General features: G+C 70.0%; 11 protein-coding genes. 1 reads left to right on the top strand and 10 read right to left on the bottom strand.

What is annotated here, in order from left to right; genetic code table 11:
• Nucleotides 1-17: 17 nt before the first annotated feature.
• The gene (locus tag JJQ90_RS01520) at nucleotides 18-860 is read left to right on the top strand and encodes an IclR family transcriptional regulator (protein ID WP_216872704.1); all 843 of its coding nucleotides are present in this window, start codon (nucleotides 18-20) and stop codon (nucleotides 858-860) included.
• Here JJQ90_RS01520 and JJQ90_RS01515 read toward each other — a convergent pair.
• The 10 genes from JJQ90_RS01515 to JJQ90_RS01470 all read right to left on the bottom strand — a co-directional run bounded on the left by JJQ90_RS01515 (nucleotide 824) and on the right by JJQ90_RS01470 (nucleotide 12,166).
• Nucleotides 824-1,876, bottom strand: coding sequence for a dihydroorotate dehydrogenase (locus tag JJQ90_RS01515; protein ID WP_216872703.1), 1,053 nt, complete (start codon nucleotides 1,874-1,876; stop codon nucleotides 824-826). The two genes, JJQ90_RS01520 and JJQ90_RS01515, sit on opposite strands and share 37 nt — an antisense overlap.
• Nucleotides 1,869-2,201 (bottom strand): cupin domain-containing protein, encoded by a 333-nt coding sequence (locus tag JJQ90_RS01510; protein WP_216872702.1) that lies wholly within the window; start codon nucleotides 2,199-2,201, stop codon nucleotides 1,869-1,871. The genes JJQ90_RS01515 and JJQ90_RS01510 overlap by 8 nt, the downstream gene beginning before the upstream one ends.
• Nucleotides 2,202-2,324: 123 nt before the next feature.
• Complete coding sequence (locus JJQ90_RS01505; protein ID WP_216872701.1) at nucleotides 2,325-3,284, bottom strand: Bug family tripartite tricarboxylate transporter substrate binding protein; 960 nt, start codon at nucleotides 3,282-3,284, stop codon at nucleotides 2,325-2,327.
• A complete protein-coding gene (locus JJQ90_RS01500) occupies nucleotides 3,281-4,000 on the bottom strand; it encodes a class II aldolase/adducin family protein (protein WP_216872700.1) in 720 nt (239 codons plus the stop codon). Before JJQ90_RS01500 ends, JJQ90_RS01505 begins: the two co-directional genes overlap by 4 nt.
• Nucleotides 3,997-4,962 (bottom strand): Bug family tripartite tricarboxylate transporter substrate binding protein, encoded by a 966-nt coding sequence (locus tag JJQ90_RS01495; RefSeq protein ID WP_216872699.1) that lies wholly within the window; start codon nucleotides 4,960-4,962, stop codon nucleotides 3,997-3,999. The genes JJQ90_RS01500 and JJQ90_RS01495 overlap by 4 nt, the downstream gene beginning before the upstream one ends.
• 31 nt (nucleotides 4,963-4,993) lie before the next feature.
• Nucleotides 4,994-6,565, bottom strand: a complete 1,572-nt coding sequence (locus JJQ90_RS01490) for a hydantoinase B/oxoprolinase family protein (RefSeq protein WP_216872698.1) — start codon at nucleotides 6,563-6,565, stop codon at nucleotides 4,994-4,996.
• On the bottom strand, nucleotides 6,562-8,676 hold the full coding sequence (locus JJQ90_RS01485) for a hydantoinase/oxoprolinase family protein (RefSeq protein WP_216872697.1): 2,115 nt from the start codon (nucleotides 8,674-8,676) through the stop codon (nucleotides 6,562-6,564). Before JJQ90_RS01485 ends, JJQ90_RS01490 begins: the two co-directional genes overlap by 4 nt.
• A 93-nt stretch (nucleotides 8,677-8,769) precedes the next feature.
• Nucleotides 8,770-9,981, bottom strand: coding sequence for an RNA polymerase sigma factor (locus JJQ90_RS01480; RefSeq protein ID WP_216872696.1), 1,212 nt, complete (start codon nucleotides 9,979-9,981; stop codon nucleotides 8,770-8,772).
• Nucleotides 9,978-10,346, bottom strand: a complete 369-nt coding sequence (locus JJQ90_RS01475) for a YciI family protein (RefSeq protein ID WP_216872695.1) — start codon at nucleotides 10,344-10,346, stop codon at nucleotides 9,978-9,980. Before JJQ90_RS01475 ends, JJQ90_RS01480 begins: the two co-directional genes overlap by 4 nt.
• Before the next feature lie 116 nt (nucleotides 10,347-10,462).
• A complete protein-coding gene (locus JJQ90_RS01470; RefSeq protein WP_216872694.1) occupies nucleotides 10,463-12,166 on the bottom strand; it encodes an ABC transporter permease subunit in 1,704 nt (567 codons plus the stop codon).
• Nucleotides 12,167-12,173 lie beyond the last annotated feature (7 nt).

The following is a 12,173-nucleotide window of genomic DNA, read 5'->3' as shown; positions in this document are numbered from 1 at the left end:
GCCGCAGGCTGGCCGGAATGACAAGCCAAAGAAAAGCGACATCCGGGGAGGATGGGACCGAGGAAGGCACCGCCGCCGTCCGGTCCGTATTGATGGCGGTACGGGTGCTGGAGGCGATGGCCCTGGCCGGCGGCCCGCTGCGCGTCTCCGACCTCGCCCGCCATCTGTCCGAACCGAAGGGGCGCGTGCACCGGCATCTGGTGACGCTGCGGCTCGCCGGCCTGGTGGCGCAGGAAGAAACCACGGAGCGCTATCACCTCACCTGGCGGATGTTCCAGATCGGCCAGGCGGCGGGGGAACAGTTCGACCTGAAGCGCGTGGCGGAACCGGCCATGCACCGGCTGCGCGATACGGTGGGGCAATCCGTGCTGCTGGCCGTGCCGACCGGCGGCGACCCGCTGGTGGTGCATGCGCTGGAGGCGCCGAACAAGGTGCTGATCTCCGTCCAGCCCGGCAATCGCCCGCCGGCGCATTGCTCCGCCCAGGGCCGCATCATGCTCGCCTTCGGCCCGGCGGAGGCGCTGGCGCGCGCCCTGGCGGGGCCGCTGGAGCCGCTGACGGCGCATTCCCTGACCGATCCGGCGGCCCTGCGCGCACGGCTGGAGCTGGTGCGGGAGCGGTTGTGGGAGACGGCGCCGCAGGAGGCGCTGCTCGGCATCAATGTGCTGGCCGCGCCGATCTTCGCGGCCGGGGAGATGCTGGTGGGCTCGCTCGGCCTCGTCGGCTCCGTGCAATTCGTGCAGGATCCGCCCGATGGTGCAATGCTCGCCGCCTTGCAGGAGGCGGCGGGCGAAGTCAGCACGCGGCTGGGCGCGACCCGCTTTCAGCGCGCCTCGGGCGGCACGAAGTCGCGCCAGTAACCCGGCCGGTCGGCCTGCACGCCGTAGCCGACCTGCCGGTCCGCCGCGAGGCCGATGAGATCCTCCACGCGGCCACCGGTGCGGGCCAGGTAGGCGTCGATCTCCGCCACCGCATTCCGCGCCACGGCGAAGCCGCCCGACATTACCGCGCTGGTCATTTCCACCGCGCGCGCGCCGGCGAGCAGAAAGCGCACGACATCGAGGCCGTCGCGCGCGCCATTGGTGCCGAGCAGCGGGACGTCCGGCCCCAGCTTCTTGCGCGCCTGCGCCAGCCAGCGACAGGTCAGCGCGAGCGACCAGGGCCCGCCGATGGCGCCGGCCGTGCCCAGCATCGGCGCGCGGGTTTCGATATCCGGCACCAGCGCCATGAAGCGGCCCATGACGATGACGGCATCCGCGCCACCCTCCCGCGCGGCCGCCGCGAGGCCCGCCACATCCTCGCTCTGCCCGGTCAGCTTGATCCAGAGCGGGATGGTGATGGCGGCGCGCAGCCGCGCCGTGATCTCCCGCACCCGTCCCGCCGCGCGTTCCTGGATGATGGCGCCGGGCACCGCCTCGTCGCCATGCGGCGCGCCGATGTTCAGCTCCAGGATGCGGATGCCGGCCGCCTGGTACTGCCGCGCCAGGTCGCAGGCGACGTCGAGATTGGCCAGGATGATGGAGCCGATGACGTATTGCCCGGTCTTCGCCGCCTCCCGGTCCTGCGCCGCCGCCTCCGCGATCCAGTCGGCGCTGGCCGTCTGCTGCAGGCCGGAGCGGCCGAAGAGCATGGCATCGGCTGGCGGAGCGAAATCCCAGGGCAGAGGCCGCCAGCGGCTGTCGAGCAGTACATGGTCGCTGCCATCGAGCTGACGTTTGGCTGCCTCGCTTTCATTGATCGACTTGGCGACCACGGCCCCGGCGCCGGTGGCGCGCGCGGCGGCCAGGCCGCCCGGGGTCATCACATGGTCGCCGGAGCCGATGATGACCGGGTTGTTCAGCGTGACGCTGCCGATGCGTATCGAGAGGTCAGGCATATTCGGGCCGCGCGGGTGTGAAGACATCGAGGTTCAGCACGGGCTCGTCGCCCACCACCACGCCGTGATGCAGGGCGTTGGGCGGCACCACCAGCAGCCCGCCCGCCGAGAGGCGATGCACCACCCCCTCGATATGGAAGTCGATGGTGCCCGCCAGGATATAGACGATCTGTTCGAAGTGATGGCTGTGCGGCTTCGGCTCATGCCCCGGCATCAGCCGGTGCAGGGCGAGCGTCGCGCCCTCGCCCGTGAAGCCCTTGCGCTCGACGCCTTCGCGCACGGGCGTCCAGGGAATGGCGTTCCAGTCGATGGTGGGGATGTTCATCGGGCGAGCCTTGTCACGTGTTGCATCCTGCGGCCCAGGAACTGGGCCGAGCGGCCGAATGGCCGCCGCCGCGCATGCGGCGAGCCAAGCGCGCAGAGCGCGCGCCCGGCGCCTGAGGGAAGACTATTGCCTCTCGATATTCGCGGCCCGGATCACGCGACCCCAGAGTGCGGTCTCGTCGACCAGCAATTGCCGCATGGCCTCCGGCGTGGTGGGGGTAGGTTCGACGGCCAGGGGCAACAGACGGTCCCGCACCTCCGGCATCGCCAGCACGCGGCGCACTTCCGCGTTCAGCCGGTCGATCACCGGGCGCGGCGTGCCGCGCGGCGCCGCCATGGCATTCCAGGTGACCACATTGTAGTCCGGCAGCCCGCTTTCGGCGACGGTCGGCACATCCGGCAGCACCGAACTGCGGCGCGGAGAGGTGACGGCCAGCGGTCGCAACCGCCCGCCGGAAATCTGCCCGAGCGTTGTCGCCGCCACCTCCATCGCGCCGCCGATATCGCCGGTGGCCGTGGCATTCAGCAATTCGCCGGTGGTGCGATAGGTCACGACCTCCGCCGGCAACTGCCCCATGGACTGGAACAGCGCCAGCGACAGATGCAGCGCCGTGCCGACGCTGACCGAGCCAAGATTGATCCGCCCCGGATTGGCGCGCGACGCCGCCATCAGGTCCTGAAGGCTGCGATAGGGGGAGTTGGTGCTGGTGACGATGATATGGGGGAAGGAGGCGATCTGGCTGACGAATTCGAAATCGTCGATCGGGTGATAGGGCAATTGCCGGAACAGATGTGGCGCCGTCGCGGCGGTGGCCGTCACCAGCAGCAGCGTGTGCCCATCGGGCGCCGCGCGCGCCACGGTTTCCGTCGCCACGATGCCGCCGGCGGAGGGGCGATTCTCGATCACCACCGGCTGGCCCAGCGCCTCCGACAGCTTCTGGCCGACGAGCCGTGCCGTCATGTCGCCGACGCCGCCGGCGCCGAAGCCGACCACCCAGCGCAGCGGGCGGTTCGGGAAATTGTCCTGCGCCAGGGCAGGCAGGGAAGCGCAGGCCATCAGCGTGGCCAGCAACAGGCGTTTCATGAGGTCTCTCCCAGGAAGGGTCGGCTGCGGCCGATCTTGCGTTTCAGGAAGTCCCAGCGAAGGCCGAGATTTTTGGCGTCCAGCAGAAAGCCCTTGGACTGCGTCGCCGCCGCCGGGTCGAGGCGCTGCAACGGCCCCGCCGCGGCGGCGCGCAATTGCACATCGGCGGCCCATTCCAGCACCGTCATGCCGATGCAGGCCTCCGCCACATTGGCGCCGACCACCAGCGCGCCGTGGTTCTTCAGCAGCAGGCCACGCTTCGGCCCGAGTGCAGCGGCGATGGCATCGCCCTCATTCGTGTCGAGCACGATGCCATGGAACTCGTCGAACAGCGCGATGTCGTCATGGAAGATGGCGCCGGTCTGGGTGATCGTCTCCAGCACCATGCCGGCGCAGCCGAGCGCCACGCCGGCCTTGCCGTGGGTATGGATGATGCAGGCGACATCCGGCCGCGCGCGGTAGATGCGCGTGTGGATATGCAGCGTCGGGTTCACCCGGCCTTCGCCGCGCAGGGTGTTCAGGTCGAAATCCGCCTCGATCAGCCCCTCCGCGCGCACCTCGTCGAAGCCGATGCCCCAGCGATGCGACCAGAAGCGGTCGGCACCTGGCAGCCGCGCCGTCAGGTGCCCGGCGATGCCGCTGGCCTGACCGTCGGCGTCCAGGATGTGATAGGCGTGCAGAAGGTCGTCCTTCAGCGCGCGCTCGGCCCCGCTCATTGCTTTTCGACACCGGCGAGCTGCGCCATGCGGCCCCAGGCCGCGACCTCGGCGGGGATCATGGCGCCGAGTTCCTCCGGGCTGCTGGCTTCCGGCAGGCCGCCCAGCTCGATCAGCCGCGTGCGGATTTCCGGCACCGCCAGGGCACGGCGGATGGCACGGTTCATGGCCTCCACCAGCGGTCGCGGCGTCCGTGCGGGGAAGACGACCGCATTCCAGGACCGCACGATGTAGTCGGGCAGGCCGCTTTCCGCGCTGGTCGGCACCTCCGGCAAGGTGGGGAAACGGCTCGGCGCCGTCACCGCCAGCAGCTTCACCGCGCCCGAGCGGACATGCGGCAGCAATGGCGCCAGCAATTCGCCGGCCACCTGCACATCGCCATTGCTCAGCGACAGGATCAGCTCCGGCGAGGAGCGGAAGGTGACGGTTGTCATCTCCGCCTGCGCCATGGCGCGGAACAGCTCGACACCCAGATGCTGCGCATTGCCGACGGCGATGGATCCGATGTTCAGCGCGCCGGGCCGCGCCTTCGCATAGGCGATGAGCTCCGCCAGGCTGTTCACCGGCAGGCGCGGATTCACCGCGATGACATGGTCGTACCAGACCATCCGGCCAACCGGCGCAAAATCCCGCGTCACGTCGAAGGGCATGGTCCGGTAGAAGGCGGGGGCGGCCATGTTGCTGGTGGTCAGCAGATACATGGTGTGGCCATCGGGTGCCGCGCGCGCCACCGCTTCCCCGCTGATGAGGCCGCCGGCGCCGGGGCGGTTGTCCACCACGATGGGCTGGCCGATCTCGGCCTGCATATGGGGCGTCAGCATCCGCACGGTGATGTCCCCGGCCCCGCCCGCGGCGAAGCCGAGCACGAAGCGCACCGGCCGCGTGAACAGCGGTTGTGCTGTGGCGATGGCCGGCATGGCCAAGGCCGAGGCGCCGCCGAGCAGCGCGCGTCGTCCGAACATTTTTGGCTGTTTCCTCCCCTGACTCTGTCGTTCAGGTGGGGGGACCGTAGCCCCCGCCGCCCGGCGTTTCCATCATCACGTCGTCATCCGCGGCCATCGCCATCTTCTGCGATTTGTTGACCGGCTGGCCGTTCACCAGGAAGCGTCCCGGCTTCCCGCCCTCGCCACCTTCCAGGCCTTCCGGCCCGAGTTCCGTGCGGCTGGCGACCACGTTCAGAAGCCAGGCTTCCTTCGTGCGCATGCGGAAACCGATGAACTGGCCATCGCCACCGCGCTGCCGTCCGGCGCCGCCCGATCCCGGGCGTAGCTCCTTGCGCGTGAAGACGATGGGCATGGCGGCTTCCAGCACCTCCACCGGCACGGCCGCCACGCCGGTCGGGTAGCAGGTGGCGTCCAGCCCCGGCTTGTCCTGCCGCGCGCCCATGCCGCCGGAGTAGTTGAACATGGAGGAGGTGAAGGGCGTGCCGTCCTCCGCGCGGCCCTGGATCTGGATGGTCCAGACGGCGCCGGAGCCTTCCGCCAGCACGCGGTCCGGCATCACCTGATGCAGCGCCTTCAGCACGGGCATCGGCACATACATGCCGACCACATGCCGCGCATTGACGGGCGCGGGGTAGCGGCAGTTCACGATGCAGCCTTCCGGCGCCACGACTTTTACGGGCAGCAGGCTGCCGAAATTGTTGGGCAGGTCGGGGTCGAGGCAGGCACGCACGGCGAAGTTGGCATAGGCGGCGGTGTAGTTGAGCACCACGTTGATGCCGATCGGCGCCTCCGGGCTGCTCCCGGTGAAGTCGATGATGAGGTCGCCGGCTTCCGCATCCACGGTGACGGCGGCCTTCAGCGTGATCCTGGCGCCGCCCGGCACGTCGAAGATGCTCTCGCCGTGATAGGTGCCCGGCTTCAGCTTGCGGATGCTGTCCCGGGTCGCCTGTTCCGAGCGGTCGAGAATGGCTTCGGCGAGAAGCTGGATATCCTCCATGCCCGTGCGGTCGCAGAGCGCATTCAGCCGTGCCGCACCGACGCGCCCCGCGGCGACCTGCGCGGCGAGATCGCCCGAGACGTGCTCGGGCGTGCGCACATTGCGGCGGATGATGCTGTGCAGCAGCGCGTTCGGCACGCCCTTCTCATAGAGCTTTGCCAGTGGAATCCACAGGCCTTCCTCATGCACGTCGCGGGCGCCGGCGCCGACCCCATAGCCGCCGATATCGGTGTGGTGGATCGTGCTGCCGAAGAAGCCGATGCAGCAGTCTTTTCCCCCTTTGGCCCGAAACGCCGGCGTCATCACCGTGATGTCGAAGAAATGCCCCGCGCTCAGCCAGGGATCATTGGTGATGAGCACATCGCCCGGATGCAGCGTATCGGGCGGGAATTCGCGGACAAAATGCTGGCCCGCGGCAGCGAGGCTGTTGATGTGGCCGGGCGTGCCCGTCACCGCCTGCGCCACCATGCGACCCTGCCGATCGAACAATGCGGTGGCGAGGTCACCGGCCTCGCGCACGATCGGGCTGAAGGCGATGCGCTGCAGCGCGCGTGCCTGTTCGGTGACGGTGGCGATCAGGTTCGACCACTGGATTTCCAGGGCGATGCCATCCAGCTTGCTCATGCCGCGCGCTCCGCCACCACGGCGCCGGTGGGGTGCACGCTGGCGGACCAGCCGCGCAGCACCACCAGCGTGGTTTCCCGTTCCTCGATGATGACCGGCCCGGCGACGCGCTGGCCGACGGCGAGCGAGGCACGGTCGTAGACCGGCACCTGCGGTACGGCGGGCTCCACCGCCACGGCGCGCTGGGTGCGCGGGGCTGCGACGCTGCCGCCGGCGGCGGGTGGCGGGCTCGCCTGCGGAATCGGCCCGCGCGCGGCGAGGCGCCAGGTGACGACCTCCACCGGCACGTCGGGCAATGTGATGCCGTAGAGGGCCTGGTAGGCGACCTCGAAAGCCTGGCGCAGCGCTGCCGCGTCGCCGGCGTCCAGCACGGCGAGCGGGAGGTCCGCTGTGACCTCGTTCTGCTGGCCGCGGTAGCGACAGTCGACGGCGAGCTCCAGCGTGGCGTCAGAAGGCTTCACGCCGGCCTCTGCCAGCGCGGCGCGGCCTTCTCTGGCCATGGAATCCACCAGCGCCCGCGTCGCCGCCCAATCTAGCGTCGGCAGCGGCGAGAGCGCGGAGCGCACAAGGTCCAGCCGCACCGGCGAGACCAGCGTGCCGAAGGCCGACAGCACGCTGGCCATCGGCGGGAAGACCACCTGCGAGCATTCCAGCAGCTCCGCCACCCGGCAGGCATGCACCGGCCCTGCGCCGCCGAAGGCCAGCATCGGCAAGCCACGCCAATCGAGGCCCCGATCCGTGGCATGGGCGCGGGCCGCGCCGGCCATCTGCTCGCACACCACCTCGAACACGCCCCGCGCCGCGGTCACCGCATCCACCCCGAGCTTTTCGCCCAGCGCCCCCAGCGCGGCGGTGGCGCCGGCGCGGTCCAGCTTCATGTCGCCACCCAGGAACCGCTCGGCATCCAGCAGGCCGAGCACCACATCCGCATCCGTCACCGTGGGCTGCGTGCCGCCGCGGCCGTAGCAGACGGGACCCGGCTCCGACCCCGCGCTGCGCGGCCCCACCTTCAGCAGGCCGAGATTGTCGATGCGCGCGATGGAGCCGCCGCCGGCGCCGATCTCGATCATGTCGACAGCGGGGATGGTGATGGGAAAGCCGCTGCCCGGCTTGAAGCGGTAACGCCGGTCCACCTCGAATTCCCCGGCCACCAGCGGGCGGCGGTCGAGGATCAGGCAGGCCTTGGCGGTGGTACCGCCCATGTCGAAGGACAGCAGTTTTTCGAAGTTCATCACCTCGGCAAAGTGGGCCGCGGCCAAAGCGCCGGCCGCCGGGCCACTCTCGATCATGCGTACCGGAAAGCCACCCGCCACGCTGGTGCCGACCACGCCGCCATTGGACAGCATGATGAGCGGCCGGTTCGGGAAGCCGCGCCGCCGCAGCTCCGCCGAGAGTGCCTCCAGATAGGGCGCCACGATCGGCTGGGTATAGGCGTTCATCACCGTGGTGGAAGCGCGTGGATATTCGCGGATCTGCGGCGAAACCTCGGAGGAGAGCGTCACCGCCATGCCCGGCGCCGCGGCCTGGATGGCATCCCGCGCCGCACGTTCATGCGCGCCATTGCGATAGGCGTTCAGCAGGCAGATGCCCACCGCCTGCACGCCGGCGGCCTGCATGGCGCGGGCCACGGCCGCGGCCTCCGCCGCATCCACCGGCTTCGCCACGCTGCCATCGGCCAGCAAGCGCTCGTCCAGCGTGAAGACCAGCGCATCCGGCACCAGCGGATCGGGGAATTCGATCTGTGGGTCGAACATGTCGTAGCGATGCTCGTTGCGGATGCGCAGCACGTCCCGGAACCCCTTGGTGGCCAGCAGGGCCGTGGGCGGGCCGCGGCGTTCGATGACCGCATTGGTGACCAGGGTGGTGGCGTGCACCGTCACCTCCGTCACCGCATCCGCGCCGATGCCGGCGCGGGACAGCGCCAGATCCACGGCCCGGAAGAAGCCTTCCAGCAAGTTGCGGTGGGTGGTCAGCGTCTTGTCGGTGACGGCCAGGCCATTGCCGTGGCGCAGCACGACATCGGTGAAGGTGCCGCCGATATCCACGGCCAGCGCATAGCCCGTGGTCACGGCGACAGGGCGCGCGACGGCGCTTCGCACATCATCCGGCACTGCATTTCCTTCCCTCGTCCTGCGAGATAGTCGTCTCGCAATACAGGACGTCGTCCTTCTTGACGAAAGCATGCGCCGCCCGGGGCCGGAACGTCAATCCTCCTGGAGAAAGTCGCGGATTGCCGGATCCTCGGTCAGCCCGACGGCCCGGCGGCGTGCTTCATCGGCCTCCGCCAGCCTTCCCTGGTGGCGCAGCAAGGCGGCGCGCGTGACCCAGAAGGGCTGGTAGGACACGACGCGCGCGGCCGGCAGTGCCGCCAGCGCGGCCTCGGCGGCCCTCGGATCGCCCGCTTCCAGCAAGGCTGCGGCGCGCGCCGTCAGCACGCCCAGGCTGGGCGCCTGCTCGGCCAGAAGGTCGTAGAGCAGGCGCAGCGCCGCATGGTCGGTGCGGCCTGTGGTGGCACGCTGGGCGTGCACGGACTGGATCGCCGCCTCGCAAAGGAAGCGGCCGAAGCGGCCGGCGCGGGCGCCATCCATCAGCAGTTGCTCGGCTTCCGCCATCGATGCGCGCGCCCATAGCCGCGTATCCTGCCGGACCAGCGGCACGAAGCGCCCCTCCGCATCGCGCCGCGCGCCGCGACGCGCCTCGCAATGCAGCATCAGGGCGAGCAGGCCCTTGGCCTCCGGCTGGTCCGGCAGTTCCGCTACCAGCAGCCGGCCGAGCGCGATCGCCTCCTCCGCGAGGCCGCCCGGCTGTTGCGCGAGGGTGCCGGCGCCGTCCCAGCCGGTGCCATAGGCGGCGTAGATGGCTTCCAACACCTCCGCGAGGCGCGCGGGCATCTCCTCCCGCTCAGGCAGGGCGAAGCGCAGGCCGGCGTCGCGGATCTTCGCCTTGGCGCGCACCAGGCGCTGGCCCATGGCGGCGGGCGCCAGCAGCAGCGCATTGGCGATGCGCGCGGCATCCAGGCCGAGCACCACCTGCAACATCAGCGGCGTGCGGATGGCCGCATCGATGGCCGGATGGGCACAGACGAACAGCAGCTTCAGGCGGTCATCCGGCCAGTCGGAGGCTGGCGCGGATAGCTCCGCCTGCCGCAATTCGAGATCGCGGATTGCGGCGTTCTGGACACGGCGATGACGGCCTGCATTGCGCTGGGCATTGCGCGCCGCGGTCAGCAACCAGGCCTCCGGCGAAGCGGGCACGCCGCGCAATGGCCAGTGGCGCAGCGCGGCGGCGAAGGCCTCCGCCAGCGCATCCTCGGCCCCGGCGATGTCGCGGGACCGGGATGCGAGGCGCGCGACCAGGCGGCCATGGGCGGTGCGCGCCGCCTGTTCCGCGGCGTACCTTGCCGCGTCCTCGTTCACCCGCCGAGGCTGGGCATCGGCGGCAGCAGGGGGCGGATTTCCACCGCGGCATAGCTGGCCGAGGGTGCGCGCGCCGCCCAGGCCAGGGCGGTGTCGAGGTCCGGCACCTCGATGATGAAATAGCCGCCGAGCTGTTCCTTGCTGTCGGCGAAGGGGCCGTCCTGCACGAGCGGCTTGCCGTCGCGGATGCGCAGGGTGGTTGCGGAATACGGGGGTTGCAGGCCATCGCCACGAACAATGACGCCGGCCTGTGCCATGGCGCCGATGAAGGCGGTCCAGCCGGCCCAATAGGCCGGGGCCTTTTCCGGATCGTCGCGATGGGCGAATTCGGTCGCGGTCTCGGTCAGCAGCATCATGAACTGCATCGGGGTCTCTCCTTCGCGCCGGGCGGGGGGTGGCCAATCCGACCCCCCTATTGCCTAGCTGAAAGGAAGACACCCGCGCCGCTGCCATTTCGACAGGCGGCGCTATTTTCTCGCCGCTACCGCTTCCAGACCCGGTCCAGCGGCATCAGCCGATTCACCAGCACCAGCAGCGCTACCGTCACCAGGATGAAGATGGTGGAGATGGCGTTCACCGTGTTCTCCAGGCTGAAGGTCGCCTCCGCATAGATCCGCACCGGCAGGGTCTGCAGCCGCGCGGTGGTCAGGAAGGCGGTGACGGTGACCTCGCCGAAGGACATCAGGAAGCCGATGACGCAGGCCACCGCTATGCCGGGGGCGAGCTGCGGCAGGATGACGCGGCGGAACACGCGGGCGGGCGTCGCCCCCAGCCCGCCCGCCGCTTCCTCCAGCCCCCGGTCGAGCTGGGCCACCGAAGCGCGCAGCAGGGCCAGCATGAAGGGCGTGACCAGCACCACATGCACCGCCAGCACGCCGAGGAAGGGCGGCACCTGGTTGAACCATTGCAGCAGCCGCAGCATGCCCAGGCCGATGGCGATGCCGGGCAGGGCCAGCGGCAGCATCAGGAAGGCGCCCAGCGCCTCCTTCCCCGCGAAGCCGCCGCGCACCAAAGCGAAGGCGGCGGGCAGGGCCAGAGCGAGGGAGATGGCGACGCAGGCGAGCGCCAGTTGCAGGCTGGTCCAGGCGTCCGACAGGTAGCGCTCATTCTCCAGCACCATCCCGTACCATTTCCAGGTGAAGCCGACGAATTGCGCGACGGTGGCCTGCGGGCTGTCATTCACCGAGGCGACGGCCACCAGCAGCAGCGGGAACATCAGGATGCCGATGCCAGCGACCAGCAGCACCGGATACAGGATGGGCGCCAGGCCCTCTGAAACCTTCACCAGCGCACGGCGGGCGGCGGGCGGCAACTCAGGCCAGCGCCGGGGCGCGCGAGCGGCCAGCCAGGGCGTGGCCAAGCCGATCAGCCGGGCGATGACCAGGGTGACGAGGACGGAGCTTGCCAGCATCAGCATCGCCAGCGCCGAGGCCAGCGGGTAGTTCAGGATTTCCATCCCCTCCCGCAGCACGACCATGCCGGTGACCTGCACCTTGCGCCCGCCGACCAGCGTGGCGGAGACATAGGCGGTCGAGGCCATCAGGAAGACCAGCGTCAGCCCGCCGCGCAGCCCGGGCAGGGACAGCGGGAAGGTGACGCGCCAGAAACGCATCGCCGGGCCGGCGCCGAGTCCCGCCGCCGCTTCCTCCAGCCGTCGCTCCTGCGCCTCCAGCACGTCGTAGAGCGCCAGAACCATGAAGGGCAGGAAGACCTGCACCAGGGAGACGCCGACGGCGAACCAGCCGAACAACAGGTTCACCGGTGGGAAGCCCAGCGCCTGGGCGATGTTGGAAACCACGCCCTGCGGCGCCAGCAGCAGGATGATGCCAAGCGAGCGCACCACCACATTGGTCAGCAGCGGCACCAGGATGATGGCGAAGCCGAAGGGTTTTCCGCGGGGCGACAGCCGCGTCAGCCACAGCGCCAGCGGATAGGCCAGCAGGGCGGAAACGCCGGCCACCGCCAGCCCCAGCAGCATGGTGTTCAGTAGCAGGCGCTGAAAGAAGGCGTCGAGCAGGATCTCCTCATACTGCGCGGCGGAGGGCCACAGCGACAGCGGCGCGAACATCTCGCTGCTCTCCTGCACGGAGAGCAGCGCGACGGCGCCCAGCGGTGCGGCGAAGGCGGCGAGCAGCCACAGCAGATAGGGCAGGGCCAGAAGCCCCGCCCGCCTGGAATCCTGCATTCCCGTC

The sequence above is a fragment of the Falsiroseomonas oleicola genome (assembly GCF_019029495.1).
GTDB lineage: Bacteria > Pseudomonadota > Alphaproteobacteria > Acetobacterales > Acetobacteraceae > Falsiroseomonas > Falsiroseomonas oleicola.
The sequence above is the reverse complement of the archived record's forward strand: the minus strand, read 5'-3'. Positions and strand labels throughout refer to the sequence as shown.

Coding starts and splice junctions, on each gene's coding strand:
- JJQ90_RS01520 (WP_216872704.1), top strand. CDS start 18: ATGACAAGCCAAAGAAAAGCGACATCCGGGGAGGATGGGACCGAGGAA.
- JJQ90_RS01515 (WP_216872703.1), bottom strand. CDS start 1,876: ATGCCTGACCTCTCGATACGCATCGGCAGCGTCACGCTGAACAACCCG.
- JJQ90_RS01510 (WP_216872702.1), bottom strand. CDS start 2,201: ATGAACATCCCCACCATCGACTGGAACGCCATTCCCTGGACGCCCGTG.
- JJQ90_RS01505 (WP_216872701.1), bottom strand. CDS start 3,284: ATGAAACGCCTGTTGCTGGCCACGCTGATGGCCTGCGCTTCCCTGCCT.
- JJQ90_RS01500 (WP_216872700.1), bottom strand. CDS start 4,000: ATGAGCGGGGCCGAGCGCGCGCTGAAGGACGACCTTCTGCACGCCTAT.
- JJQ90_RS01495 (WP_216872699.1), bottom strand. CDS start 4,962: ATGTTCGGACGACGCGCGCTGCTCGGCGGCGCCTCGGCCTTGGCCATG.
- JJQ90_RS01490 (WP_216872698.1), bottom strand. CDS start 6,565: ATGAGCAAGCTGGATGGCATCGCCCTGGAAATCCAGTGGTCGAACCTG.
- JJQ90_RS01475 (WP_216872695.1), bottom strand. CDS start 10,346: ATGCAGTTCATGATGCTGCTGACCGAGACCGCGACCGAATTCGCCCAT.
- JJQ90_RS01470 (WP_216872694.1), bottom strand. CDS start 12,166: ATGCAGGATTCCAGGCGGGCGGGGCTTCTGGCCCTGCCCTATCTGCTG.